This window comes from Methanosphaera sp. A6 (assembly GCF_001729395.1).
In the GTDB taxonomy this organism is placed as follows: domain Archaea; phylum Methanobacteriota; class Methanobacteria; order Methanobacteriales; family Methanobacteriaceae; genus Methanosphaera; species Methanosphaera stadtmanae.
Genome location: NZ_MAIF01000112.1, coordinates 1 through 25,528, shown reverse-complemented (window position 1 = coordinate 25,528; position 25,528 = coordinate 1). Strand labels below are relative to the sequence as shown.

Genomic DNA, 25,528 nt, shown 5'->3' with positions numbered 1-25,528 from the left:
TTTAAGAATTTTTTTTTGAAGGATAATATTAGTTAAAGTAATATATTTTAAGAAAGATATCTTTTATTTACTTAATTATAAACAAATATTAAATGGTGATAAATAATGGAATGTCCATTCTGTGGATTTGAAAATGAAAATGATGAATCTGTATGTAATTCATGTGGCAAAACCATGGATTTTCCACTAAATAACTCTAATATAGAAAATAGTCAACCAAAAGTAGATAAAAATAGAACTTCTATAGATAATAATAATCAACCAAATAACAAAGTAGATGTTCATTATTATCCAAATAACAATGAATATAACAATCAAAATCAGTATCAGAACAATCAAGGATATAACAATCAAAATCAGTATCAGAACAATCAAGGATATAACAATCAAAATCCTAACAACTACTCAAACAATCAAGGATATAATAATCAAAATCCTAACAATTACCCAAACAATCAGGGATATAATAATCAAAATCCTAACAATTACCCCAACAATCAGGGATATAATAATCAGTATAATAGACCATACAATACTAAAAGTAAGGGTATTGGTCTTCTATTAGGATTTTTAATTACTGGTGCTGGATTATGTTATGTGGATAAATGGGCAGATGGAATTGCAATGTTCTTTTTATGTTGGATTTTAAATATAATAGGAGTTTTAACATTAGGTTTAGGATTTATTCCAGCAATAGCTTTATGGATTTATTCTTTAATAAAAACTTCTGAGTATATTGATGCTTATAATGAGGGAAGACCATATTAAGAGTCTTCTTTTGTACTTTTTTTATAAAAAAATTAGATGGGAGATTATATTTTTAGTAGATGTATTTACTATCATATTTATACACATCATTATCTTGACTAATAATATTACCTCTATTGATTGTCATGATGTTACTACCAACATAGTCTCTATTTTCAAAGGGTGTATATTTAGCTTTGGTGTATGTGTTTTCTATACTTATTTTTCCTGTTTCTTTCATGTTTATTACTGTAATATCTGCGTCATAACCTTTTTTGATTTTACCTTTATTTGGTATGTTAAATATATTTGCAGGATTAGTACTTGTTAATTTTACTAGTTGTTCTAATGTTAATCTCTTATTATTTACTTCTGTTAATAATAATTTTAGGGCAGTTTCAAGTCCTGGAATTCCTGCAGCACTCTTCCATGTATCTTTTTCTTTTTCTTCAATTGTATGTGGTGCATGATCAGTACCTATACTATCAAATTCATTTAAATTATCTATGGTTATGTTGTAGTTACTATCCCTTAGTGGTGGGTTTGTCTTAGCTTTAACTCCATATCTTTCATATGTTGTGTTATCTAGAAATATATGATGGGGTGTTGCTTCAATGGATATATTTAGTTTTTCTTTTGCTTCATGTATTAATTCTAATGTTTGCCTTGTACTTATATGACACAAGTGTAGTTGTAGTTTGTATTTTTTTGCGAATTCAATTGCTCTGTTTACTGCAATTAATTCTGCAAGTGCACTTCTAGCATAACTATATGTGATTGTTTTATTCTTATTTAATGGATTTTTCTTCATAGTTTTAATATTATAGTCAACTAATGTTTTATCTTCACAGTGTAGGGATAATGGTTTGTTTGTTTGACTTACATAGTTAAACATTTCATCTAATTGTTTGTTTGTATATAAATCCATGAATATTTTATATGATGCAGGTTTTTCACTCATAATATCCATTACATCTTGTCGTGTTTTTACACCTGCATGTAATCCAAAGTCAACATATGATTTTTTTGTAGCAATGTTTCTTTTTTCTTGGAAAGCTTTTTTTGTATCTGTTGCAGGTAGTGTATTTGGCATGTCTATTATGGTGGTGTATCCCCCATGTGCTGCTGCTTGTGTTCCAGTGGTCCATGTTTCTTTTTGTGTCATACCTGGATCTCTTAGATGTACATGTGTATCAATTAATCCTGGAATAATTATATTTTCTTTTATATCACAGATGGTATCTGTTTCTTTTTCTGAAGGTAGTATTGTTTTTTTAATATCTTTTATTATTCCATTTTCTATGATGATATTAACTATTTTATTATCTATTGTTTTACAGTTTTTTAGTACTAGATTACTCATCTTTTTTCACCTTCTATTTTCTTTATTTATGTTTTATTATACACTAATGTTTGTTTTTTTTTTAAACAAGTATATATTATAATAAACATATTTCTTTATTATATATTGTTGTAGGTTGATTTAATGACTCTTGAAGATTATGTTGAATGTATTTTAGATAGGGATAGAAAAACATTTTATGATGATTTAGAATGTAGTGGTTTAGAAATTCTTAATAATAAGAATAAAACTCCCATAATTGCAGATTTTACTGAATATTCTCCATTACATAATGGTCATTTATTTTGTATGAATGAAGCAAAAAAACAACATCCTGAATGTCTGTTTGTAGCTATTATTCCAGGTTTATTTGAACGTAATGGTAGAGGATTACCATATATATTACCTCGTAAAAAAAGAGCAGAGTTAGCTATTAGTTTAGGTGCAGACATTGCTATAGAAGGTCCTCCAATGGGAGTAATGGGTTCTGGACAGTATTCATTATGTTTAGCACTTCTATTTAAGGCATTAAATGCTGATTATATTCCTAGAGGATATATTAGTAATGACCCTAAATTTAAAATAATACTTGAATATATAAATAAAGGTAAGGGAGTAGCACCTAAACCATACAAGATAATTTCAATGGAAGATAAAAAGGTGTTACTTAATGGTAAGCTAAGTAATGATGACTATGTTATTGTTTCATTAGCCAAATCCTTAAGTAAAATTAATTTTAATTATGAGAATAAATTTATTTTTATTCCTCGTTTAGAAAATGTTAGTGGTACTAGGATAAGAGAATGTATATCTAATAATGAATTTAATGATTTATCAGATATGCTACCTAAAGAAACTATTAATATGATAGAAAAGGAAATCCAATTAAATCATGCTCCTTTACATGATTGTAGGTTAAATAAGCGATTAATATACAATGCTAATCATTTATCAAGGGAAGATTTATCTAATTTAACTCTTATAGATAATAAAACTGTTAATAATATAATAAATAACAGACCATTTAGTAATGTTGATGAATTATTAGATAGTATTACTTTTGGATTTAGTAGTCATAGAAAACAAAGAATACTAAGTGTATTGGAGGTATGTATTTTTAAGGATGAAATACATAAATATATTAATAATTATCCACAAAAAATTAAAATTTTAGGATATAAAAATAAAGAAGTTCTAAATAAATTTAAAGTTAATTTGGAAAATAATTTAAAAGGAGAAAATGGAAAAGTATGCCAATAGATGATAAAGATTTTGTAAAATTAAATTACACTGGAAAAGTTAAAGAAACTGGAGACGTATTTGATACAACATATGAAGATGTTGCTGAAGAAGCAGGTATCAAAAACGAAAACAAAGATTATCACCCAATGATTCTTGCAGTAGGATCTACTCAATTACTCTCAAAATTACATGATGAAATTAAAAAAATGGATGTAGGAGAAAAACAAACAGTAGAAATCCCATGTGAAGAAGCATTTGGTAAAAGAGATCCAAGTTTAATTCAATTAATTCCAATGAAAGAATTCAAAAAACAAAACATTAAACCATTTGTAGGCATGCCCTTATCATTAGATGGACAACATGGAATTGTAAGAACTGTAGATGGTGGAAGAGTAAGAGTAGATTTCAACCATGAATTAGCTGGTAAAGATATAATTTATGAAATTGAAATTGTAGATACAATTGATGATAATGTTGAAAAAATTAAAGGATTAATAGAAGTATACTATGGAAATCCTAACATTGACTTAGAAAAAACAGAAATTCTTATTGAAGATGGTGTAGCTAAAATCACATTAGATAAATTAGCAGGATTCGAACAAAGATCTGCACAAGAAATAACATTATCTAAATTCAGAGTAGCAAGAGAAACATATGAAAACATCGATGAAATTGAAAAAGTTCAATTTATTGATGAATATGAAAAACCTGAACCAGAAGAAGAATCTGAAGATGCTCCAGAAGTATTAGATGAAGAATAAGTAATTAATTGGGATTTATTATCCCTAACTTTTTTTCATACTATTTTTGATGTAACTTCAATTACTTTTTCACATTGAATTAAATCTTCAATAGTATTTAAAACAGTACTTATTTTCTCATTTTCAATATAACAAATTAATTTATTGTTTTCAACTTTTGATTCAATAAATCCTTCATTATCAGGATATAATGAGTTATATGCAATTTGAGCATTTTTATTATCTGAATATGTGAATGTTATCTTAGTTTTTACTTTCATATAAATAGAACCTATATTTTTTTAGTATATAATTTATTTTATATTATTAAATATTTCATTGTATATGATTTATAATTATTATGATAACTAAAACATACTAAATTAATAGTATTTATTAAATTAATTAACACTATTTTTATATAATATCTTTAACAAATCATAAATTAGTATATTCGAATTCATGTTTTTCATGTAATTCAATAATTTTAAAGAATACTATTTATTGTATTATTAATGAATTTTTTTTAAATATTTTTTTTATAGAAAAAAAGTATTTATTTTTACAGGAGGAAAAATCAATGGTTAGACCATACACAAGAAAAGATTATATTAGAAAAATCCCAGCATCAAAAATTGTACAGTATGATATGGGTAATTTATCTGGAGAATTTCCATTAGAAGTAACATTAGCAGTTAAAGAACACACACATTTATCACACAATTCTTTAGAAGCTGCAAGGATTGCTGCAAACAGATATTTACAAAGAACAACTGGTAAATTAGGTTACAGATTAAAAATAAGAACATATCCTCACCACATAGTAAGAGAAAATCCTATGGCTACTGGTGCAGGGGCAGATAGGGTACAAAGTGGTATGAGAGGAGCATTTGGTAAAGCAGTAAGTTCAGAAGCTTTAGTACGTGCAAACCAAAAAATCATCACTGCATATGTTCAAGTAAAAGACTTTGAAAAAGCAAAAGTTGCACTTAACAGAGCAGCAATGAAATTACCAGTAACCTGTAAATTAGTAATTGATAAAGGACACGACCTTGTTCAATTCTAGATATAGGTTATGGTTATAAATTCATAAAAAGGATTCAATAATAGAATAAATAGTGGAATTTATATAACCACACTATGGTTAATTTTAATCCTTTATATGGTTATAAATTAAATTTCGAAGAAAAGTAATGGAATGAAATTAAATTAAAGAAGAGTGTTATAGATGAATTATGTTAAAGTTTTTGAAAAATTAGGTAAGGAAGACATACCTATAGCAGGAGGTAAAGGTGCAAATCTTGGTGAATTAACAAATGCAGGAATTCCTGTACCACCAGGTTTTGTAATAACCTCTGAAACATACAATAAATTCATAACTAAAACTGGAATAATCAATCAAATTAATGATATGTTAAATGGTTTAGATATTAATGATACATTAGAATTACAAAAAGTAGCTGATGATATTAAAAATCTAATTATAACAACAGACATACCAGATGATATTCAACGTGTAATTATTGAAGCTTATAATGCGTTATGTTTAAAAGTAGATTTAGATGAAGTAGTAGTAGCAATAAGATCATCTGCAACAGCAGAAGATTTACCTGATGCTTCATTTGCAGGACAACAAGAAACATATTTAAATATTTCTGGAATAGATGATGTTTTAGAAAATGTAAGAAAATGTTGGGCTTCTTTATTTGAAGCAAGAGCAATATTTTACAGAGAAGAAAATGAATTTGATCATTCAAAAGTATTAATTGCAGTTGTAGTTCAACAAATGGTTGACTCTGAAAAAGCAGGTGTAATGTTCACTGTAGATCCATCTACAGGAGCAGAAGAAATGCTAATTGAAGGAGCATGGGGACTTGGAGAAGGTGTAGTTTCTGGTATAGTAACTCCAGATACTTGTCGTTATGATAAAATAAATGATAAAGTAAAATCATACCTTGTAAATACTAAAAAAACCATGTTTACTAAAGATTCTAAAACAGGTTCAACAATTCAAATAGATGTTCCAGATGATCTAAAAGATAAAAAAGTTTTAGAAGATAGTGATATTGAACAATTAGTAACACTTGGTAGAAGAATACAAAAACATTATGGTGCTCCAATGGACACTGAATGGGGTGTTGAAAATGGTAAAGTTTACATGTTACAAGCAAGACCTATTACAACACTTGATGTTATTCCAGAAGATACTCAATCTCTTGATGATGAAGAAAGAGTAATTATTACACGTGGTTTAGGTGCAAGTCCTGGATTAGTATCAGGTACAGTTAAAGTTATTAAAGAATTAGATGAACTTGATAAAATTCTAGATGGAGATATACTTGTAACTACCATGACAACACCTGATATGGTACCTGCTATGAAAAGAGCAAATGGTATTGTAACAGATGAAGGTGGAGTAACATGTCATGCAGCAATTATTTCAAGAGAACTTGGAATTCCATGTGTATCTGGAACAGGTGAAGCTACTTCAGTTCTTAAAGAAAATACTAAAGTTACAATCGATGGTAAAAAGGGTATAGTGTATGAAGGAGACTTTGGTGGAGATAAAGATTCTGAAGAATCAACAACCACTCAAACAAATGTATCTGCAGCTCCATTAATAACAGTTACTGATGTAAAAGTAAATGTAAGTATGGCAGAAGCAGCTAAAAAAGCATATGCTACTGGTGCTGATGGAGTAGGATTACTTAGAACTGAACATATGATGTTAGCAACAGGAACAGTACCATATAAATTCATAGATGAAGGAAGAGAAGATGAACTTGTAAAAGTATTAGTGGATAATATTTTAAAAGTAGTTGATGTTTTCTATCCAAAAACAGTATGGTATAGAACACTTGATGCACCAACTGATGAATTCAAAACATTAGAAGGTGGAGAAAATGAACCTGATGAAGCAAATCCTATGCTTGGTTGGAGAGGAATAAGAAGGGAAATTGATCAACCTGATATTCTTAAAGCAGAATTTAAGGCAATTAAAAAATTACATGAACAAGGTTATACTAATGTGGGTGTAATGTTACCTTTATTACATAAACCTGAAGAATTACGTCAAGCAAAAGAAATTGCTAGAAGTGTAGGTTTAGAACCTCATAAAGATGTTGACTTTGGTATGATGGTTGAAACACCAGCAGCTGCGATAATTATTGAAGATTTCATAGCAGAAGGTCTTGACTTTATAAGCTTTGGAACAAATGATTTAACACAATATACCTTAGCTTTAGATAGGAATAATGAATTAGTAGCAAAACATTATTCTGAAGCACATCCAGCAATAATTAAATTACTTAAAAGTGTAATTAAAAAATGTAAAGCAGCTGGAGTAACAACAAGTATCTGTGGTCAAGCAGGTAGTAAACCTGAAATTGTTGAAATATTAGTAGAAGCAGGTATTGATAGTATTTCTGCAAATACTGATGCAGTTCCAACAATTAGAAAAATTGTTGCTAAAGTAGAGAAAAAAATCATGCTCGAAGCAGCTAAAAAAGCATTAATGGATGAATAATTACTTTAAAAGAATAAACACTCTTCACCACCCATTATTTTTTTAGAAAAATAATTACATATTTTTTTAAACATATCATTTTTTTTATAAATTATTTGGGAATTTCTATTTTTAAATTTATTGTATAATTAAAAAAATTAGATATATTGTATTATACAGTTTGGATATTGTAGGTTTAATGTATGAATTCTATTTTTTTGTATCATGTTGTTGTCTAAGATATATCTATTAAAAACTATATATTTTATAATGATTATATTAACTAAAATTTTTTTTATAGGTTAAAGAATGTTTGATAAAGGAAGAAGTAAGGAAGATGTATTTAGGGATTTAAATGTTTTTCATAATATGGATATGAAGTATAGTTCAGGTAGAATATTAGGTTCTATGTGTACAAAACCAGATCCTGTGGGATTAGAAGCATATAAAATGTTTATTGAAACTAATCTTGGGGATCCTGGTTTGTTTAAAGGTACTGCTTTAATGGAACAAGAGGTTATTAATTCTCTTGGTAACTTATTACATCTAAAGAATCCTTGTGGTCATATTGTAACTGGTGGTACTGAGGCTAATATTATGGCAATGTGTGTTGCAAAGTATCTATATGAAGAAGAAAATGAGGGTACTCCTGAGTTAATTCTACCAAAAAGTGCTCATTTTTCATTTAAAAAGGTACTGTCTATGTTGTCTGTTAAACCAGTTTATGTTCCATTGAATAATGAATATAAAATAGATGTTACAAAATTACCTGATTTAATAACTGATAATACCATGGCAATGGTTGGTATTGCTGGTACTACTGAGTTAGGATTGGTTGATGATATTCCCGAAATATCAAAAATTGCAAAATCATATGGAGTATATCTACATGTGGATGCTGCACTTGGTGGATTTATAATACCCTTTTTAAATTATAAAAATAACAATCAATTAAACTTTGACTTTAAGTGTAAAGGTGTATCTTCCATAACTATAGATCCACATAAAATGGGACTTGCACCAGTTCCATCAGGTGGAATTATATTTAGGAAGAAAAAATATCTTGAAAAATTATCAATTAAAACACCATACCTAACAAAGGACAAACAAACAACAATAGTAGGTACAAGAACAGGAGCATCAACAGCAGCAACATGGACATTATTAAACTACCATGGAATGGAAGGATATAAAAAAATAGTTGAAAAAGTAATAAATCTAACAACATACACATACAACAAATTAAATAAAAATAAACACGTTACAATAATACATAAACCAGAATTAAATATAATATCATTTAAGGTAGACAATATTGATGTTGACACACTACAAAAACAACTACAGGCATATGGATGGATAGTATCATTGGCTGAATATCCTCATGTAATTAGATTAGTTTTAATGCCACATATAAAAAAAGAACATATTGATGAATTTCTAGTGGATCTTGATATAATAATACAAAAAAATAGATAGTGGTTTTAGTAGTGAATAAGATTTATCCACCATAGATTACTTTAATGATTTCTAATTCATCACCATTTTTTACTTTTTCATCTTCAGTTACAGTATCACCATTTAATTTAACAACAACTGTTTCAATAGGTATTTCTTCTTTTTTTAAAATATCTGCAATAGTTGTGTTTTCACTAATTTCAATATCTTTAATATCTTTTTTATTGATTAATTTTATAGTCATATTTTATTCTCCTATTTTTTCATAGATTTTCTCTAGGAATTTACATGATTTACAAATATCTTGAGAAGCAGGTTCACCACACTTTTTACAGGTACCATTAGGTTTTCCAGTATGATTTGCCATATACTCCTTTTTAATTGCAGGTTTTATTTTTTCAAAACCATTGAGTATTGAATACATGATTGTTGGATGTTTTAGTGTAGTTTCTCTTATAAAATCACCTATTTCCATTCTAAATGATTCATGTGCATATGGACATCCATCAAAATGTACTTCAAATCCGCTTTCTAAAACATATAATCCTATTTCTTTTTCAGGTATTTTACGCAGTGGCTTTATTTTCTGTGTAAAACGTTTATCTTGGGAGAGTGTTTTATAGCCAATTCTTACCATATTATTAACGTTACCTTCTAAGTAATTCATAACAATACTTTGGGTTTCATCATCAAGATTATGTCCTGTTGCAAGTTTTGTTGCATTAACATCCCTTGCCACTTGATTAAATATTTGTCTTCTAAATACACCACAATATGTACAGGCATGTTGTGCATCATTACATTTTGCTTCAGCTTCCATTATTTTATCAATAGTGAAGTTGTACTTATCTTTAAATGAAACAATATGATGTTTAATATCAAGTGCCTTTGCAGTTTCCTTAGCTATTCTAATACCCTCTTCACGATATCCACTAATACCTTCATCTATAGTAACTGCTTCTAGTGTAATTATATTTTTTTCCTTAAGAATATTCAATATCTTAAGTAGTGCTACACTATCTTTTCCACCAGATAACCCTACAAGAACCTTATCACCTTTTGTAACTAATTTTTCTTTCTTAATAGTTCTAAGTACTTGTTTTTCAATGGATTTTCTAAAACATTTACTACATAATTTCTGTCCATTGTATTTTCTATGGATAACTACATGTTTGCTTCCACATTGTGTACAAATAGTTTCTGTCAAATTTTAATCTCCCTACTTCAAAATATAGTGATTATAACTAAAAGTTTTTTTTTAATTATCTTATTTTATATACAATTAAACTATTGTAGACTATTGAATATATTTTTTAAGATATTAATTATAGGAAAAAATAGATTTGATTTTAAATCATATTGAGTATCTGACAAAAATTTTTTTTATATCCTTTTTTAAAATAATTCATCTATTCTACTTATTTTAACTTATATTGTTTTATTATTATTTAATAGTTATATATGATATGATACAATATGCATATAGATTAATATCAATTATTTGATCGTTATTCATGGTTTTTAAAGATAGTACTGTTCAACAAAGTACTTTTGTTCTTAAAAAGTTAGATAATGGAATTCTGAAGATAAATACAAAGACATGTTTTCATCTGTAAAAACATAAACTAACTAACATACTTAAAATTTATTGGGTTGTTGTATTACAATGACCTAATAAAGATACCTGTTTCTTACATTTAATATACTCTAAAAATACGTTATATGATATATAAATCATTAATTAATCTTTTAAAAAATAATTATCAGACTATTTCCATGCTTTTGGAAACGTCAGTCTTATCTGTGGAATGATATTTTCTTATATTAATCTTATCTACATACTACCTTTTTTCCTCAATCTTACCTGAATATTATTCATATCATATCACGTTCATATTTTATCATATCGGAGCTAAGAAAGTAGCATACCATGAAGTAACATAAAATATAAGTGAAGAAAAACATACTAAACATGAGAGTAACAGCACTGGAAGAAATCAAAGACAACTGCAACGAAATAATAAGAAGCCAAAAAACAAGATCTAGTACTAAAAACAGAATACACAGATAAAACTACGACAGAACTATGACAACATACGAAAGGAACTGGAAACAAAAAGATGGAATACACAAGAGTTAGTAATGATAAAAATCACTCTGATAAAAGAGAAAAACAACTATAAAAGAAGTAAATGCACTGGAAATAAAAGAAAACAACTACAAACAGGTACTAAGACAACCTGATAACATGAGCTTCGTGGACAGAATACGTGGAAGATGCCATGAATATGTGAAAGAATTAAAAGGATGATTTGTTAAATGATTACATTAGGTAAACTTACAAAAGTGAAAGATTTAAGAAAGATTTGGAATAATGAAGCAAGAGATTTCACACCTTGGTTAGCACAAGAAGAAAATCTTGAAATACTAAGTAATGAAATAGGATTGGATATTGAATTAATAGAAACTGAAGCAAAAATAGGTTCATTCAATACAGATATACTGGCAAAAGATACCTATAGTGATGATATAATAATTATAGAAAATCAATTGGAACAGACAGATCATGATCATCTGGGAAAAATCATAACCTATGCTTCAGGACATAATGCAAATACAATTATATGGATAGTTAAAGAGGTACGGGAAGAGCATAGACAAGCAATTGACTGGTTAAATGAACACACGGATAAGGACTTGAATATTTTTCTTATAAAAATTGAATTATGGAAAATTGATGATTCAAGTATAGCACCAAAATTCAATATCATATCCAGTCCGAATAATTGGACAAAAACAGTAAAAAGTTCTCAGTCACCCAGAAATAATATTACTGATTTAAAATTAACTCAATTGGATTACTGGACAAAATTTTTTGAATATCTAGATAATAATGATACTCCATTTAATCCCAGAAAACCACAACCACGACATTGGTATGATTTACCAATAGGTAATAGTTTATGTCATATCTCTTTAACAATGAATTCCAGAAAAAATGCTCTGTTTAACTATATTTACATAGATGATGATAAAGAATTATTTGATTATTTGTCCTCTCAAAAAGATGAAATTGAAAAAGAAATGGGAATAACATTGGATTGGAAAAGGTTAAACAATAAAAAAGCATCCATAATAGAAATCAAACATGATAATATAGATCCATTAAACGAAGAAAATTGGGATAGGATGATTAAAATACATATAAGGGATGCAGAGAAATTCTATTTTACTTTTAAAGATAGAGTTAAAGAATATATGAATAAGGAATAATATATAAAATTCATATTTCTGATATTTGATGTTATTTGATTATATAATTTTTCAAGTGTCTCTTCATCTATGCACTTTTTAAGTTGACATTCCCAGACAGTAATGACTCTCCATTCCATTTCTTCCAGTTCTTTTTTGTTGCATTTTTCACGCTTTTTATTTTCGTAAAGTTTATTTTTCCAGAAATCAACGTTGATTTTGGTATCAATGCATATTTGCATCCTTCATGATGATGCCAGAAACAGCCGTGAATAAACACAATAGTTCTGTATTTAGGTAATACTATGTCCGGACTGCCAGGATATCGTTTATCAATTACTAAAAAAAAGAGGATATTTGTTGGATACTCATATCTATAAAAAAAAGTTCATACTCTAGAATATTGGAAAATCTTGAATATATTGTTTATTTAGTTTTAGGGCAATTTCTGCCTTTTCAAGTTCCATACCTAGATATGCCGCATGTTCTAATCTACTAATTAAATCTCTTCTTAGTATTTCCTCATAGATTGCCCTTGCAGTTTTTGCTTGAATTACTGCTGTTTTTTCATAGTTTTGATATAATATTGCTTTAATAAGGTTATCCTCTAATATTATTTTAAAACTTCCCTTATCTTGAGTAAATTTTCCATCTGCTACAGCATCAATATGTGGTAGGTTACATGTTTCAATTGAAGCATCATCTTTTCTATATGCATCCTTTAGGGATACTAGATTAATACCTATATTTTTAGGTATTGTTTCTTTTTGTTTTGATATAAACATCATGTTAGATGTGGTTTTTAATTCTTTTATACTACCCTTAGTTTTAAGACTTGCTTCAGGAGTAAATAATATACTAACACCTAATTCCATTGCAATTCCACCTAATAGGGCATGTACTCCATTACTATCCGCATCTAATAATTCTGACACATTACCTACTCCAAAAAATAATAGTTTTGTAGGATTTCTTTTCCTAAATAAACTACATGCTACTATTGAATCTGTTAATGATGGACTGTTAATAGGATCAAGTAATACATCTGCAATTGTGGTAATATTTGAACATAATTTATCTATTTTTTCAAGTGATTTCACACGCTCTATTGGTGTTTGTGGAATGTAATTTCTTGAATAATCTGTTGGTAGAATAACAGCACTTACTCCATGATCTTCTATATTATCTATTACTTTTTCATAATTTCCATGATCAACACTAAGTATTAAATCAGCACCTGCTTCAAGTCCCATATTAATTTCATTACTATTTAATGTATCAATACTTACAGGTATGTCATAATTGTCTTTAATTAATTTTACCATATCATAAGCCATTTGAGGATTATTTTCTCCTGCATGCATTCCAATATCAATCATATCTGCACCAGAATCAATATAATACTGGGCTTTTTCTAGTAATTTTTTTTCTGTTAATGTAGGTGCATTGGCTATTTCGCCAAGTACTCTCATTGGAAAATCAAGACCAAGTGGGCAGTTATTTATAAGAATATTAGAATCTTTTTCTAGTAATTTTTCTATTTTCTCTTTATCAGCTGAATAATTGTTAATAATATCCATGGCATTTTCATACTGCTTGTTTCTAATTAGTATATTTGCAGGTTTTGATGTGGATAATGTGATGTTATCTAGTATGTCTAATGTAAGAGTAATGTCTGCTGCATTTGTTGGACCTTTGTATGAGGGTATGTTTAGTTGTTTTTGAATTTCAGCACTACTTTGTTGCATAAGACCAGGTGTAATTATCATGTCAATGTTATCAATAGGTGTGGTTTTATTAGAATTTATTGATTTGAGTATATTTTGTTGTTTTAAATGATATACTATAAGTTTGGGTGTTATAAATGCTGCAATAGGCATGGGCATGACTTTTAGATATAATTCATGTTTATCATAACATGATAGATTTTTTCGGATTATATTCTCTGCAAGAAGTCCAGTTATTATTAAAATCTTCATTTTTTCACACCCTTATTATATCAATTTTTTTTAATTATAATTAAATATAATTCATAGTATTTATATATACTATTATTATATTGATGAATTTATCATTATAAATTACCACAATTATAAATATAATAAAAAATATAATGATTTAACATGATTAATTATAGTGTAGATATTTGAAAAAATTCTATTTATAAAAAAATACATTTATCTAAACATAACTATTTTTATTCACAATATAATATTATGAGATGAATTGGAGGATATTCTCAATGATTGAAATAAGATTTCATGGAAGAGGGGGCCAAGGAGCTGTAACTGCAGCTGAAATTTTAGCTAAAGCAGTTTTTGAGGAAGGTAAATATACTCAAGCTTTCCCTTCATTTGGTGTAGAAAGAAGAGGAGCACCAGTAACAGCATTCGCTAGAATTAGTGATAAACCAATAAGAAGACGATATCAAATATACTCACCTAAATATGTGGTAGTATTGGATGATACCTTAGTAAATGTGGTAGATGTAACATCAGGAATATTGGATGATGGTTCAATATTACTTAACTCAACAAATAATGATTTATCAGTATTTGAAGAAAAAAATATTGATGCAAGTGTCGTTGATGCTACAGGAGTGGCATTAGATATTATTGGAAGAAATATTGTAAATACAACAATGTTAGGTTTCTTAGCAGCTAAAACTGGAGTAGTGTCTCTAGATTCCTTATTAAAAACAATAGATGATACATTTAAAGGAAAAGTAGCTAGTGTAAACAAAGAAGCTACAGAATTTATTTACAATAAATATGCAAATGAATAAGGAATAGGTGAAAATATGGTAGCAAAAGGAGCAGTTGTTAAAGAACCTGGAAGTACTAGAAAAAATAAAACTGGTAGTTGGAGGACATTTAAACCTGTTGCAGATAAAGATAAATGTATAAGCTGTGGTCTTTGTTATTTATTCTGTCCAGATGGTTGTATTTCAGTAGAATTTAATCATGATTATGACTATTGTAAAGGTTGTGGAATATGTGCAGAGGAATGTCCAGTTGACGCAATTAAAATGGTGAGGGAATAAATATGGTTAAAAAAGTTATATCATCTGCAGAAGCAGTATCTGAAGCAGTAAAACGTGCAAGACCTAGTGTTATACCTGTATATCCAATTACACCACAAACAAAAATATCTGAAAAATTAGCAGATTATGTTGCTGATGGTGATTTGGATGCTCATTATATAAAAGTAGAATCAGAACACAGTGCAATGAGTGCAGCAATAGGTGCATCAGGAGCTGGTGTAAGAGTATTTACAGCTACATCAAGTCAAGGATTAGCATATATGCATGAACCAGTATTTGCAGCAGCTGGTATGAGAGTACCAATAGTAATGGCTAATGCAAATCGTGCATTATCAGCACCTATTAACATATGGAATGATCAACAAGATTCAATATCTGAAAGAGATAGTGGATGGATACAGTTATATGCAGAAACTGGTCAAGAGGCATTTGATACAATATTACAAGCATATAAAATATCTGAAAATCAGGATATCTTATTACCTACAATGGTATGTATAGATGGATTTATATTAACACACACTGTAGATCCTGTTGAAGTATTATCACAAGAAGAAGTAGATTCATTCCTACCAAAATATACAAGAGGATATTCATATCTTGACCCAGAAGATCCAATGTCTTTAGGAACATTAGCAGATACAGAATCATACCTAGAAATTAGACATGACATGGAAATAGCTATGGAACACTCATTAGATGTTATTGAAGAAGTAGGTAAAGAATTTGGTGACTTATTTGGAAGATACTATGGTCTTATTGAAGAATATAAATCTGAAGATGCAGACATAATCCTAATAGCAATGGGTTCACTTTGTGGAACAATAAAAGATGTTGTTGACAAAGAAAGAGAAAATGGTAAAAAAGTAGGATTAGTAAGAATAAGATCATACAGACCATTCCCAAAAGATGCTTTAAAAGTAGCAGTTAAAGATGCAAAATTAGCTGTTATTGATAAAGATATATCCTTTGGTGCAGGTGGAGCTGTATATATGGATGTAAAAGCAGCACTTGATAATGAAACATATGGTTTCATAATAGGTCTAGGTGGAAGAGACATAACTCCAATAGATATAGAAGAAATCATTGAAAAAACCGAAAATCCAACAAAAGATATAGAATGGATAGGATTAAGGGAGTAGATTAAGATGAAAGGTATTGACGAAAAAGAATATTTAGCATCAGGACACCGAGCATGTGCAGGATGTGGTGCTACAATAGCTGTAAGATTAGCTCTAAAAGCATTAGGTCAAAATACAGTTGCAGTTTCAGCAACAGGATGTCTTGAAGTAGTTACATCACCTTATCCAGAAACTTCTTGGGAAATTCCATGGATACATGTAGCATTTGAAAATGCTTCAGCAGTAGCAAGTGGTGTAGAAGAAGCACTTAAAGCACAGGGAAAAGAAGATGTTAATGTTCTTGTAATTGGTGGTGATGGTGGTACAACTGATATAGGTTTACAATCATTATCTGGAGCTATGGAAAGACAACAAAACATAATATACTTATGTTATGATAATGAAGCATACATGAATACTGGTATTCAAAGAAGTAGTTCAACACCATTTGGTGCAAGTACAACAACTTCTCCAGCTGGAAAAGTAAGTTTTGGTGAAGATAAACCTAAGAAAAACATGGCAATGATTATGGCTGCTCATGGAATTCCATATGTAGCAACAGCATGTGTTTCTCATCCATATGATTTAATGGAAAAAGTTAAAAAGGCTGCAGAAGTGAAAGGACCAGCATATATTCATGTATTACAACCTTGTGCTACAGGATGGGGTTATGCTCCTAAAGATACAATTAAATTAGGAAAATTAGCAGTAGATACTTATGCATGGATTCTTTATGAAATTGATCATGGAAAATTAAATATTACAGTTAAACCAAAAGAAAAACTACCTATAATTGAATATTTAAAAGTACAAAAAAGATTTAAACACTTAGATGAAAAACATATAGAAGCTATTCAAAACTTCGTAGATCAACAAAGTAAAGAATTAGGTTTAATGGAATGAATTATTTAGTATAATTTTTTCCTCTTTTTCATCTTATTTTAAACTTCATAGAGAATTTTTTTTTAGAACTTTTTTTTTAGAAATTAAATCTAAAACACATTAATATTAGTTTTAACATAATTTTTTAATAACTAACAAAATTTTTTTTTATTAAGGATGAAAACATGATTACTCAAGAACAAATTGCAAATGCAGTATGTGAAATATACAAAGAAGCTGCAATAATATTGCCAACAGATGTTAAAAATGCACTTAAAAATGCTTATGATGTTGAAGAAAGCGATATTGCTAAGTTAAATATCAAATCTATACTAGATAATATTGATATAGCAGAAGAAAAAGGCATACCTATGTGTCAGGATACAGGTTTACCAATAATATTTGTAAAACTAGGAAAAGTAGAAGTGGAAAATCTTCAGGAAGGAATAATTGAAGGGGTAAAAAAAGCTACACAGACAGTACCTCTTAGAACAAATGTGGTAGACCCACTAACAAGAAAAAATACTGGAAATAACATAGGTAAATCAATTCCACAAATAAATGTTGAATTGTCAGATAAACCAGAACTTGAATTAACAGTATTTCCTAAGGGATTTGGTTCAGAAAACAATAATAAATTAGCAATGCTCCTACCAGGAGAGGGAATTGATGGAATTAAAAAATTCTTTAAAGAAGCAATAATATCAGCAGGAGGAAAACCATGTCCACCTACAGTAATAGGTGTAGGTATTGGAGGTTCATCTGACATGGTAATGAAACTAGCAAAGAAAGCATTACTTAGACCAGTAGGAGATAAAAATGAGGATAAAAGATTAGCAAATCTTGAAGATGAATTATTAACAATTGCTAATGATACTGGAATTGGACCTATGGGACTTGGTGGAAAAACAACAACATTAGGTGTAAATATTGAATTAGCAGATACACATACTGCAGGTTTACCTGTAGGGGTATGTGTTCAATGTTGGGCTGCAAGACATGCATCAATAACTCTTAAAGATGAATAAATCTCTTTTCATCTTCATATTTTTTTTTAAAAAATAGTAACTCTTTTTCTAACAATAAATTTTCTATAAAAATTTTTCTAAAAATAAAAAAAAATGATGGGAGGAGAAGTAGAATATCTTTTTTGGCTTTAGAAAGGTGGTTAATAGATAAAAGTTGGGGATTTAAAGGATTTTTTTTATATTTTTTGAGTAATATATAAAGGGGAAGTATTACTTTTATCTTAAAATAACTTTTTATAACATAGTTTTTTTTATTTAATTTAAATTTATAGGGATTAATTTATAATTTCAACTTTTTTTAGAAAGACTACCTTTAATCTTCTATCTATTAACATTATATTTTTTGGATATTCTATTCAGTGTGATATTTTTGCATAAGTAGAACTCTTCCACCTATACTTTCAGATCTATCTGCAATTCTTTCAAGATATCTGGCTATTAATAAGAATGGAACCAATGTATTTATAGTACTTGTATCTTCTTTCATTGCTTTTGTTACAGTAACTAGGAATTCATCAAATAAATCATCAACAATATCATCATCTTCTTCAAGTTCTGCTGCTTCTTCAGGATTTTTTGTAAGATATGATCTGATACTTCTATTTAACATGTTTTCCACTTCTTGAGCCATTTGATCCATTGAATCTAATGGTTTTTTAGGAATTTTTTCTATTTCTATTTCATTAGCAATTTCTGCCATGTTAAATGATAATTTTCCAATTCTTTTTAAATGGTTAGCGATTTTTATAGTGTTTGCTACGAATCTTAAATCAGTAGCAACTGGTTGTTCCATTGCAAGAATTTTCACAGACATAGAATAAATTTCTTTACTTTCTTTAACAATTCTATTAGTATTTTCCTCTATGATTTTGTATTGTTCATCATTATAATTGTGGAATAGTTCTATAGATTCTTTATAGTTATCTATTGTTAAAGTAGATAATTTTTCTGTAGATTCTTCTATTTCTCTAATTTTTTTTCTAAATCTTCTTCTAAGTTCTGGCATTTTTTTATTCCTTCTTTTTTTATAATACTTATCCAAATCTTCCTGTAATGTAATTTTCAGTTTGTTTATTTTTAGGATTAAGGAAGATATCATCTGTATTTCCAGTTTCTATAATTTCACCATTTAAGAAAAATGATGTGTATTTAGATACACGTGTTGCTTGTTGCATATTATGTGTTACAATGACTATTGTGTAATCCTTTTTTAATTGGTTAATAAGGTCTTCAACTTTAATTGTTGATATAGGATCTAATGCAGAACATGGTTCATCCATTAATATTATTTCAGGAGAAACTGCAATTGTTCTTGCAATACATAATCGTTGTTGTTGTCCTCCAGATAATCCTAATGCAGATTTATCTAATTTATCTTCTACTTCATCCCATAACGCTGCAGCTTTAAGACTTTTTTTTACAATTTTTTCTATTTTATCTTCATCCTTTTCACCATGGATTCTGAGTCCATATGCAACATTATCATATATGGATTTTGGAAATGGATTTGCCTTCTGGAATACCATTCCCACTTTTTTTCTAAGTTCTACAACATCTACATTATTATCATAAATATCTTTTCCATCTAGTAGAATTTGTCCTTCTTTTCTAAAGATTGGTATTAGATCATTCATTCTATTTAATGTACGTAGAAATGTTGATTTACCACATCCTGATGGACCAATTAATGCAGTTACAGAATTTTTTTCAATATCTGTGTTAATATTTTTAAGTACATTATGGTCATCAAAGTATGTGTTTAGGTTTTTAACTTCAATTACTTTATTACTCATATTATTCTCCCATCATTTTCTTTTGGTATCTGTCAACAAGATAATTTGTTGAGATTGTTATAGCTAATATTATTACAATTAATACTGTAGCAGTTGCAAATGTATTTGGTATTGAAATACCTTCAGTAGCTAACATGTATAGGTGTAATGGTAGTGGTCTTGCTGGATCAAATATTGTTATTGGTATTGCTGTTGATGATCCAACAGTATACATAATTGCTGCTGTTTCTTCTATTGCTCTTGCCATACCAAGTATTACTCCTGTAATAATTCCTGGTATTGCAGCAGGTAATATTACATTTTCTATTGTCTGCCATCTTGTTGCACCCATTCCAAGACTTCCTTCTCTGTAGTTTGGAGGGACTGCTTCTAATGCATTTTCTGCTGTTCTCATAATAGTTGGCATTGCCATAATTGCTAATGTAAGTGATGCAGATAAGATACACCATCCTAAGTTTAAGAATTCTACAAAGAATGCTAATCCAAATAAACCAAAGATGATTGATGGTAATGATGCTAATGATTCAGAACAGAATCTTATAGCTTTTACAAATTTTCCTTCACCAGCATATTCATATAAGTATATTGCAGAACCTACTCCTATAGGTGTTGCAATTAATACTGCAAAGAATGTTACATAGATTGTAGACACAATCATTGGAAGAATTCCACCTTCAGCTCCAAAGTCTTTAGGACTTGTTGTAAGGAATTCCCAACTTATATGTGGTAGACCATTAATTAATATGTATCCTATTATCACAATAAGAATTAGTAATGTTAATAATCCTAATCCCCAGAATACATATTTCATTATTGTATCTTGTTTTTTAGTGGTTGATGCATTCATAAATCACCACTTCCTTGCATCTTAGATTTATATCCTATGTAGTCTGCAATTGCTATTAATATCATAATTACTATTAATAGTATAATTCCTGTTGCAAACAATGCATTATAATGTAGGTCTATAGCATAACCCATTTCTATTGCAATGTTTGATGTAAGTACTCTAACTGGTTCAAATATTGATCCAGGTATTTGAGCAACGTTTCCTGCTACCATAATTACTGCCATTGTTTCACCAATAGCTCTTCCCATTCCTAGAATAATTGCTGTTATTATTCCAGGTGCTGCTGATGGTATGATTACTTTATATATTGTTTGCCATTTTGTTGCACCTAGTCCAAGTGATGCTTCTTTAAAAGATCCAGGTACGGCCATAATAGCATCTTCTGTTACACTTATGATTGTTGGTAGAATCATTATTGCAAGTATAATTGCTGCTGCTATTAAACTGAATCCAGTTCCACCAAAGTGTTCTCTAATAAATGGTACTAGAACTACTAGTCCAAAGAAACCGTAGATTACTGAAGGAATCCCAGCTAAACTTTGTATTGTTGGTTTTAATATTTTTTTCATTGTATTGTTTGCATATTCTGTTATGAATATTGCACAGCCTACTGATAATGGTATTGCAATAATTAATGATATTGCCATCATTTCAAGTGTACCTATAATCATTGGAAGTACACCATATATATCATGTTTAGGTTCCCATTCCCTTCCAAAAAGGAAATTGAAAAATCCTATATGTTCTATTGCAGGCATACCTTCTATGAGTATGAATCCTATGATTAATAATATTATAATTACAGATAGTATTGCAATTATCATTAGACCTTTTTCTACAATTAATTCTTTTAATTTGATATTTGTCATTTTAATCCTCATTTCACATTCTAGAAAGTTTTAATTTACAGGGACTAAACCTTCTTCTGATACGATTTTTTGACCTTCATCACTTAGTACCCAGTTAATAAATGTTTGTGTTTGATTATCTGGGGTTGAATTAGTTAAGAATAAAAATGGTCTTTGTACTACGTAACTTCCATTTTTAATATTTGAATCTGTAGCTTCCACACCATTGATTTTTAATTTTTTAATTTGATTTTCTCTTAAATCTGATAATGATGCATATCCTATTGAATTTGGATCTGAAGATACTGATTGCATTAATGATCCTGTTGAACTTTGTACAACTGCATTTTTAACAAAGTCTTCATCATCTAACACTACTTTTGTAACAGCGTCTCTGGTTCCTGAACCATCTTCACGTGTTATTACATTTATTTTTCCAGGTGTTCCTCCAACTTGACTCCAGTCAGTTATTTTACCTGTAAAAATATCTTTTACTTGGTCTTTTGTTAGGTCTGATACTTTGTTATTTGGATTTACAATAATTGCTATTCCATCAGTAGCTATTTTTGTTTGTTTAACATTAGCTCCTGCTTTTTTGGATGCTAATTTGGAAGAATATGTTCCTATTTGGGCTGAACTTTTTTTAACACTGTTTAGTCCCATGGAAGATCCTCCTCCTTGTACTGTTAATTTATCACTAGAGTCTATTTGCATATACTGTTCAGCTAATTTTTCTGCTACAGGTTGTACTGATGTAGAACCTGCTATAGCTATGTTATTATGCTTTTCAACTCCTGGGGCAAAAACCATAAATCCAGCTATTAGTAGTATTATAACTACTAGTATTATGAATTTATAATTATGTTTCATCTAAATTATACCTCTAACTTTATAATTTTATTTCATTTTTTTCTCCCTGTATATTTCATAATTTGTAGGTAGTCTATTTAAAGGTTGGTTATTATGGGTACTTTTATGTGCAAAATAGGAACTCATTGCTTATGTAATTCACATATATTGTACTTTTTTAGAATTCATGTGAACTATATATGAATTAATAAAAAAAAGTGTTCCTAAATTATGAACTATTGTTCTGTAGATAAGTGAATAAAAAATATAAAAGAGTGTAAAAAAAGTGAACTATATTTTAAAAAACCTTTCTTATCAATTAGAATATTCTAAAAAAAAATAATAAAAATTTTAAAAATTAATTTTTATTATTAAAATACTTAAAATGGGTGCTGTTATTATAAGATTGGTTTTCAATATAAAATTGGGTTGTAGCTTCGGTTATTTCAATAGATATGTCTCCAATTCTCTCAAAGGATTTAACAACTCTAAATAATACTAAGTAATATGTTGAGTTTTTCTTATCTATATTATCTTTAGCCATTTGGCTGGATATTTTCTTAGTAGCTAATTTTTGTAAGTTAGTTAATTCCCTTTCATAACGATCCATTTTTTCCTTAATATTCACATCTCTTTTAAAAAAACTACGAACAGCTTTTTTAAACATAGTTTCTGACATTTCATACATTTCTTCTAATACATCAATAATTGGTTCTTTAACTTCCTTATTCTCCTCAAGAACAAATTTTGGTATATGACATATATGATCACCAATACGTTCCATATCATATGCAATTTCATTGAACATTATTGTGTTGTTAAATTCAAAGTATGGATCTAGTGATATAACTGTATCAGTGGATGACTTAATTTTTGTATACATATGATTTGTATTCAAATCTTCATCTAATGCTTTTTGAGCCAAATCAACATCGTTGTTTTTCAGTGCTTCAAATGACCATGCAAATTGTTTACAGATTTGTTCACCCATTTCCTTCATCATTTCCTTAATGAAGTATTCTCCAGAATATTCTGGTAGAGAATTTTCTGTTTCATAGTTTTCAGATATTTCATTGAATTTTTTTAAATCAACAACATATGCTTTTTTAATAACATTTTCATCTATTAATGGCTTTAATAATTTAGTTACATATCTTCGACTTATATTTAATTTTTCAGCAATTTCATCTTGTGTTGATGGTGCTTCATATAATATAATATCAAGAATTTCTTTTAATGTGTTATTTTTTATATTCTTAGGCATAATATAGCTCACTTTATTATAAATAATTATAACTTTTAAAAAAAATTTATTTATTTATGTATTATTTAATTTTTATTTATATAATAAACTTATCTATAAGACTTATAAAAATAATATAATAAATTAGGTGATAACTTTGACAATAAAAGAGGTCTGTGCTGGAAAACTAGTTGATCGTAAAAGTAAATTTTATGCACATTTATATCAGATAGAAAATCTTACAGATGATATTCAAGAAATACAGAAAATACACAATAAGAAATATAAAAAGGCAGCCCATCATTGTTATGCAGCAATAGTAGGTAATGATGAAGATTCACGTAATGATGGAGAGGTGGGATCTCCTGGTAGAGTACTACTTGAATTACTTCAGGAATATAATTTAGATGGATATATGATTATGATTTCACGTAAATTTGGGGGTATAAAATTAGGACAAGGTGGAGTAGCACGTGCATTTAGAAATAGTGGTCGTGGAGTAATAAAAACATATATTGAAAATTCTTAAAAAATGTTTAAAAAAAAATATGTGAGAGAGATTATTCTTCTTCATAATAATAGAAGTAATCTTCATCTTCATCTTTAAAATTTCTATTTTTATAGTTTCTTCTAGATTTATAATTTGTTTTGTTGTTAAATTTTTTGTTATGAAACTTCTTTGTATTGTTATGGAATTCATTTTTAAAATTATTATTTATAGGTTCATGTCTAAATTCACGATAATTATTTTTTTCTTTAATTTCATCAGGTACTGTAAGAGCAGTATATAATATTGCTAATATAATAAGTATATTTACATATTCCTTTAATGAACTAAATACTGAAAATAGCATTGAAGCTTGTGTACTTGTATCAGCATAACCTATGATTAATTCAATGATTCCTACAATAATTAAGATAATACCCTGATGAGTACTAAGTTTTTTAGAGACTAATGGATATAATCCCATAACAATAAGAGCATAACCTATAGTTCTAAATAATGTCCAATTAGTTAATGATTCTAAGTTGTATACCACTGTATTAGGTATGATATTAATAGTACCTAGGAAGTGTATTAATTCTATAATTAAAATAACAACTAATGGAAATAAAAATAACAATCTAGTACTGATATGTGATGAGTCATCATGAGTTTCTTTAGTGTACTGATATTTTTTATTAATATTATAATCAGTATATGAACTATCTGTATCATAATAAGTAGTTTCTGTACTTGAAGCATCATACTCGGCAATCTTATCCTTTACAGGTTCTTTAATATATGTTTTTAACATTTCAGCCGCTAGTGATGATACAACAGCACCAATAACAGTACCACTAATTCCCATTACAGATGTTAATATTGCAGTAACTCCAGAAATTAGAGCTAAAATTAACATATCTGTTACGTCAGCTTTAACCATTTATCTAACTCCTTATTATTTTCTTACTAATTTCAAGTATATCTTTCTTATACTTAATATGTCTTGTGTAGATATAATATAAAGTTAAATATAATTTCTAGAAAAAATAGTTAATAATTTTTTAAATAAATCTTAATAAAATTAGTTTATTATAAAGT

Annotated in this window: 26 protein-coding genes; 13 read left to right on the top strand and 13 right to left on the bottom strand. The window is 28.3% G+C overall.

Features of this window, described 5'->3' with window-relative positions:
- The first annotated feature begins 105 nt into the window (after window positions 1-105).
- Window positions 106-768, top strand: a complete 663-nt coding sequence (locus A9758_RS07635) for a hypothetical protein (RefSeq protein ID WP_011405932.1) — start codon at window positions 106-108, stop codon at window positions 766-768.
- Window positions 769-820: 52 nt separating this feature from the next.
- Here the strand turns inward: A9758_RS07635 and A9758_RS04285 are convergent, their stop codons facing one another.
- Window positions 821-2,110 carry a dihydroorotase family protein gene (locus tag A9758_RS04285; protein ID WP_011405933.1) on the bottom strand — a complete coding sequence of 430 codons (1,290 nt, stop codon included), beginning with the start codon at window positions 2,108-2,110 and terminating at the stop codon, window positions 821-823.
- Between the two features lie 123 nt (window positions 2,111-2,233).
- Between A9758_RS04285 and A9758_RS04280 the strand changes: the two genes are divergently transcribed.
- Together A9758_RS04280 and A9758_RS04275 are read left to right on the top strand one after the other, a co-directional pair.
- Complete coding sequence (locus A9758_RS04280) at window positions 2,234-3,349, top strand: nucleotidyltransferase family protein (RefSeq protein WP_011405934.1); 1,116 nt, start codon at window positions 2,234-2,236, stop codon at window positions 3,347-3,349.
- Window positions 3,340-4,092, top strand: coding sequence for a peptidylprolyl isomerase (locus A9758_RS04275; RefSeq protein WP_011405935.1), 753 nt, complete (start codon window positions 3,340-3,342; stop codon window positions 4,090-4,092). Before A9758_RS04280 ends, A9758_RS04275 begins: the two co-directional genes overlap by 10 nt.
- Before the next feature lie 35 nt (window positions 4,093-4,127).
- On the opposite strand, the gene A9758_RS04270 is transcribed toward A9758_RS04275, so the two are convergent.
- A complete protein-coding gene (locus A9758_RS04270) occupies window positions 4,128-4,352 on the bottom strand; it encodes a KEOPS complex subunit Pcc1 (protein ID WP_011405936.1) in 225 nt (74 codons plus the stop codon).
- A 299-nt stretch (window positions 4,353-4,651) separates the two neighbouring features.
- Between A9758_RS04270 and rplJ the strand changes: the two genes are divergently transcribed.
- From rplJ to mfnA, 3 genes are all read left to right on the top strand, one after another.
- Window positions 4,652-5,137 carry a 50S ribosomal protein L16 gene (gene rplJ / locus A9758_RS04265; protein WP_011405937.1) on the top strand — a complete coding sequence of 162 codons (486 nt, stop codon included), beginning with the start codon at window positions 4,652-4,654 and terminating at the stop codon, window positions 5,135-5,137.
- Between the two features lie 162 nt (window positions 5,138-5,299).
- On the top strand, window positions 5,300-7,597 hold the full coding sequence (gene ppsA / locus A9758_RS04260) for a phosphoenolpyruvate synthase (protein WP_011405938.1): 2,298 nt from the start codon (window positions 5,300-5,302) through the stop codon (window positions 7,595-7,597).
- A 288-nt stretch (window positions 7,598-7,885) separates the two neighbouring features.
- A complete protein-coding gene (mfnA, locus tag A9758_RS04255) occupies window positions 7,886-9,055 on the top strand; it encodes a tyrosine decarboxylase MfnA (RefSeq protein WP_011405939.1) in 1,170 nt (389 codons plus the stop codon).
- A gap of 22 nt (window positions 9,056-9,077) precedes the next feature.
- Here mfnA and A9758_RS04250 read toward each other — a convergent pair whose 3' ends face one another.
- Both A9758_RS04250 and A9758_RS04245 read right to left on the bottom strand, forming a co-directional pair.
- Window positions 9,078-9,278 (bottom strand): MoaD/ThiS family protein, encoded by a 201-nt coding sequence (locus tag A9758_RS04250; RefSeq protein ID WP_011405940.1) that lies wholly within the window; start codon window positions 9,276-9,278, stop codon window positions 9,078-9,080.
- A 3-nt stretch (window positions 9,279-9,281) separates the two neighbouring features.
- The gene (locus A9758_RS04245) at window positions 9,282-10,241 is read right to left on the bottom strand and encodes a TIGR00269 family protein (RefSeq protein ID WP_011405941.1); all 960 of its coding nucleotides are present in this window, start codon (window positions 10,239-10,241) and stop codon (window positions 9,282-9,284) included.
- A 1,112-nt stretch (window positions 10,242-11,353) separates the two neighbouring features.
- Here A9758_RS04245 and A9758_RS04240 point away from each other — a divergent pair.
- Window positions 11,354-12,307, top strand: coding sequence for a DUF4268 domain-containing protein (locus A9758_RS04240; RefSeq protein WP_011405942.1), 954 nt, complete (start codon window positions 11,354-11,356; stop codon window positions 12,305-12,307).
- A gap of 67 nt (window positions 12,308-12,374) precedes the next feature.
- Here A9758_RS04240 and A9758_RS07735 read toward each other — a convergent pair whose 3' ends face one another.
- Both A9758_RS07735 and A9758_RS04230 read right to left on the bottom strand, forming a co-directional pair.
- On the bottom strand, window positions 12,375-12,593 hold the full coding sequence (locus tag A9758_RS07735; protein ID WP_353936761.1) for a hypothetical protein: 219 nt from the start codon (window positions 12,591-12,593) through the stop codon (window positions 12,375-12,377).
- An 88-nt stretch (window positions 12,594-12,681) separates the two neighbouring features.
- Complete coding sequence (locus tag A9758_RS04230; protein WP_011405943.1) at window positions 12,682-14,265, bottom strand: dihydropteroate synthase-like protein; 1,584 nt, start codon at window positions 14,263-14,265, stop codon at window positions 12,682-12,684.
- Between the two features lie 263 nt (window positions 14,266-14,528).
- Between A9758_RS04230 and A9758_RS04225 the strand changes: the two genes are divergently transcribed.
- The 5 genes from A9758_RS04225 to A9758_RS04205 all read left to right on the top strand — a co-directional run bounded on the left by A9758_RS04225 (window position 14,529) and on the right by A9758_RS04205 (window position 18,360).
- Complete coding sequence (locus A9758_RS04225) at window positions 14,529-15,071, top strand: pyruvate ferredoxin oxidoreductase subunit gamma (protein WP_011405944.1); 543 nt, start codon at window positions 14,529-14,531, stop codon at window positions 15,069-15,071.
- A gap of 15 nt (window positions 15,072-15,086) precedes the next feature.
- Window positions 15,087-15,329: a pyruvate synthase subunit PorD gene (gene porD, locus A9758_RS04220; protein WP_011405945.1), complete on the top strand. Its 243-nt coding sequence runs from the start codon at window positions 15,087-15,089 to the stop codon at window positions 15,327-15,329.
- 2 nt (window positions 15,330-15,331) lie between these two features.
- Window positions 15,332-16,471, top strand: coding sequence for a pyruvate synthase subunit PorA (gene porA / locus A9758_RS04215; protein WP_011405946.1), 1,140 nt, complete (start codon window positions 15,332-15,334; stop codon window positions 16,469-16,471).
- 6 nt (window positions 16,472-16,477) lie between these two features.
- Window positions 16,478-17,353, top strand: a complete 876-nt coding sequence (porB, locus tag A9758_RS04210) for a pyruvate synthase subunit PorB (protein ID WP_011405947.1) — start codon at window positions 16,478-16,480, stop codon at window positions 17,351-17,353.
- 164 nt (window positions 17,354-17,517) lie between these two features.
- Window positions 17,518-18,360, top strand: coding sequence for a fumarate hydratase (locus A9758_RS04205; protein ID WP_011405948.1), 843 nt, complete (start codon window positions 17,518-17,520; stop codon window positions 18,358-18,360).
- Window positions 18,361-18,712: 352 nt separating this feature from the next.
- On the opposite strand, the gene A9758_RS04200 is transcribed toward A9758_RS04205, so the two are convergent.
- The 6 genes from A9758_RS04200 to A9758_RS04175 all read right to left on the bottom strand — a co-directional run bounded on the left by A9758_RS04200 (window position 18,713) and on the right by A9758_RS04175 (window position 23,964).
- Window positions 18,713-19,366 (bottom strand): PhoU domain-containing protein, encoded by a 654-nt coding sequence (locus tag A9758_RS04200; RefSeq protein ID WP_011405949.1) that lies wholly within the window; start codon window positions 19,364-19,366, stop codon window positions 18,713-18,715.
- Window positions 19,367-19,394: 28 nt separating this feature from the next.
- Window positions 19,395-20,153 (bottom strand): phosphate ABC transporter ATP-binding protein PstB, encoded by a 759-nt coding sequence (gene pstB / locus A9758_RS04195; protein WP_011405950.1) that lies wholly within the window; start codon window positions 20,151-20,153, stop codon window positions 19,395-19,397.
- A 1-nt stretch (window position 20,154) separates the two neighbouring features.
- Entirely contained in the window at window positions 20,155-21,000 is an 846-nt protein-coding gene (pstA, locus tag A9758_RS04190; RefSeq protein WP_011405951.1) for a phosphate ABC transporter permease PstA, read from the bottom strand.
- Entirely contained in the window at window positions 20,997-21,872 is an 876-nt protein-coding gene (gene pstC, locus A9758_RS04185) for a phosphate ABC transporter permease subunit PstC (RefSeq protein ID WP_011405952.1), read from the bottom strand. Before pstC ends, pstA begins: the two co-directional genes overlap by 4 nt.
- Before the next feature lie 30 nt (window positions 21,873-21,902).
- Entirely contained in the window at window positions 21,903-22,721 is an 819-nt protein-coding gene (locus tag A9758_RS04180) for a phosphate ABC transporter substrate-binding protein (protein ID WP_011405953.1), read from the bottom strand.
- Between the two features lie 337 nt (window positions 22,722-23,058).
- On the bottom strand, window positions 23,059-23,964 hold the full coding sequence (locus A9758_RS04175) for a phosphate uptake regulator PhoU (protein ID WP_011405954.1): 906 nt from the start codon (window positions 23,962-23,964) through the stop codon (window positions 23,059-23,061).
- Between the two features lie 136 nt (window positions 23,965-24,100).
- Between A9758_RS04175 and A9758_RS04170 the strand changes: the two genes are divergently transcribed.
- Complete coding sequence (locus tag A9758_RS04170; RefSeq protein ID WP_011405955.1) at window positions 24,101-24,472, top strand: YigZ family protein; 372 nt, start codon at window positions 24,101-24,103, stop codon at window positions 24,470-24,472.
- Between the two features lie 31 nt (window positions 24,473-24,503).
- Here A9758_RS04170 and A9758_RS04165 read toward each other — a convergent pair whose 3' ends face one another.
- Window positions 24,504-25,370: a hypothetical protein gene (locus A9758_RS04165; protein ID WP_011405956.1), complete on the bottom strand. Its 867-nt coding sequence runs from the start codon at window positions 25,368-25,370 to the stop codon at window positions 24,504-24,506.
- Between the last annotated feature and the right edge of the window lie 158 nt (window positions 25,371-25,528).

Excerpts from the sequence above, each read along its gene's own strand:
- A9758_RS07635 (WP_011405932.1), top strand. The coding sequence starts at position 106 with ATGGAATGTCCATTCTGTGGATTTGAAAATGAAAATGATGAATCTGTA.
- A9758_RS04285 (WP_011405933.1), bottom strand. The coding sequence starts at position 2,110 with ATGAGTAATCTAGTACTAAAAAACTGTAAAACAATAGATAATAAAATA.
- A9758_RS04280 (WP_011405934.1), top strand. The coding sequence starts at position 2,234 with ATGACTCTTGAAGATTATGTTGAATGTATTTTAGATAGGGATAGAAAA.
- A9758_RS04275 (WP_011405935.1), top strand. The coding sequence starts at position 3,340 with ATGCCAATAGATGATAAAGATTTTGTAAAATTAAATTACACTGGAAAA.
- A9758_RS04270 (WP_011405936.1), bottom strand. The coding sequence starts at position 4,352 with ATGAAAGTAAAAACTAAGATAACATTCACATATTCAGATAATAAAAAT.
- rplJ (WP_011405937.1), top strand. The coding sequence starts at position 4,652 with ATGGTTAGACCATACACAAGAAAAGATTATATTAGAAAAATCCCAGCA.
- ppsA (WP_011405938.1), top strand. The coding sequence starts at position 5,300 with ATGAATTATGTTAAAGTTTTTGAAAAATTAGGTAAGGAAGACATACCT.
- mfnA (WP_011405939.1), top strand. The coding sequence starts at position 7,886 with ATGTTTGATAAAGGAAGAAGTAAGGAAGATGTATTTAGGGATTTAAAT.
- A9758_RS04250 (WP_011405940.1), bottom strand. The coding sequence starts at position 9,278 with ATGACTATAAAATTAATCAATAAAAAAGATATTAAAGATATTGAAATT.
- A9758_RS04240 (WP_011405942.1), top strand. The coding sequence starts at position 11,354 with ATGATTACATTAGGTAAACTTACAAAAGTGAAAGATTTAAGAAAGATT.
- A9758_RS04230 (WP_011405943.1), bottom strand. The coding sequence starts at position 14,265 with ATGAAGATTTTAATAATAACTGGACTTCTTGCAGAGAATATAATCCGA.
- A9758_RS04225 (WP_011405944.1), top strand. The coding sequence starts at position 14,529 with ATGATTGAAATAAGATTTCATGGAAGAGGGGGCCAAGGAGCTGTAACT.
- porD (WP_011405945.1), top strand. The coding sequence starts at position 15,087 with ATGGTAGCAAAAGGAGCAGTTGTTAAAGAACCTGGAAGTACTAGAAAA.
- porA (WP_011405946.1), top strand. The coding sequence starts at position 15,332 with ATGGTTAAAAAAGTTATATCATCTGCAGAAGCAGTATCTGAAGCAGTA.
- porB (WP_011405947.1), top strand. The coding sequence starts at position 16,478 with ATGAAAGGTATTGACGAAAAAGAATATTTAGCATCAGGACACCGAGCA.
- A9758_RS04205 (WP_011405948.1), top strand. The coding sequence starts at position 17,518 with ATGATTACTCAAGAACAAATTGCAAATGCAGTATGTGAAATATACAAA.
- A9758_RS04200 (WP_011405949.1), bottom strand. The coding sequence starts at position 19,366 with ATGCCAGAACTTAGAAGAAGATTTAGAAAAAAAATTAGAGAAATAGAA.
- pstB (WP_011405950.1), bottom strand. The coding sequence starts at position 20,153 with ATGAGTAATAAAGTAATTGAAGTTAAAAACCTAAACACATACTTTGAT.
- pstA (WP_011405951.1), bottom strand. The coding sequence starts at position 21,000 with ATGAATGCATCAACCACTAAAAAACAAGATACAATAATGAAATATGTA.
- pstC (WP_011405952.1), bottom strand. The coding sequence starts at position 21,872 with ATGACAAATATCAAATTAAAAGAATTAATTGTAGAAAAAGGTCTAATG.
- A9758_RS04180 (WP_011405953.1), bottom strand. The coding sequence starts at position 22,721 with ATGAAACATAATTATAAATTCATAATACTAGTAGTTATAATACTACTA.
- A9758_RS04175 (WP_011405954.1), bottom strand. The coding sequence starts at position 23,964 with ATGCCTAAGAATATAAAAAATAACACATTAAAAGAAATTCTTGATATT.
- A9758_RS04165 (WP_011405956.1), bottom strand. The coding sequence starts at position 25,370 with ATGGTTAAAGCTGACGTAACAGATATGTTAATTTTAGCTCTAATTTCT.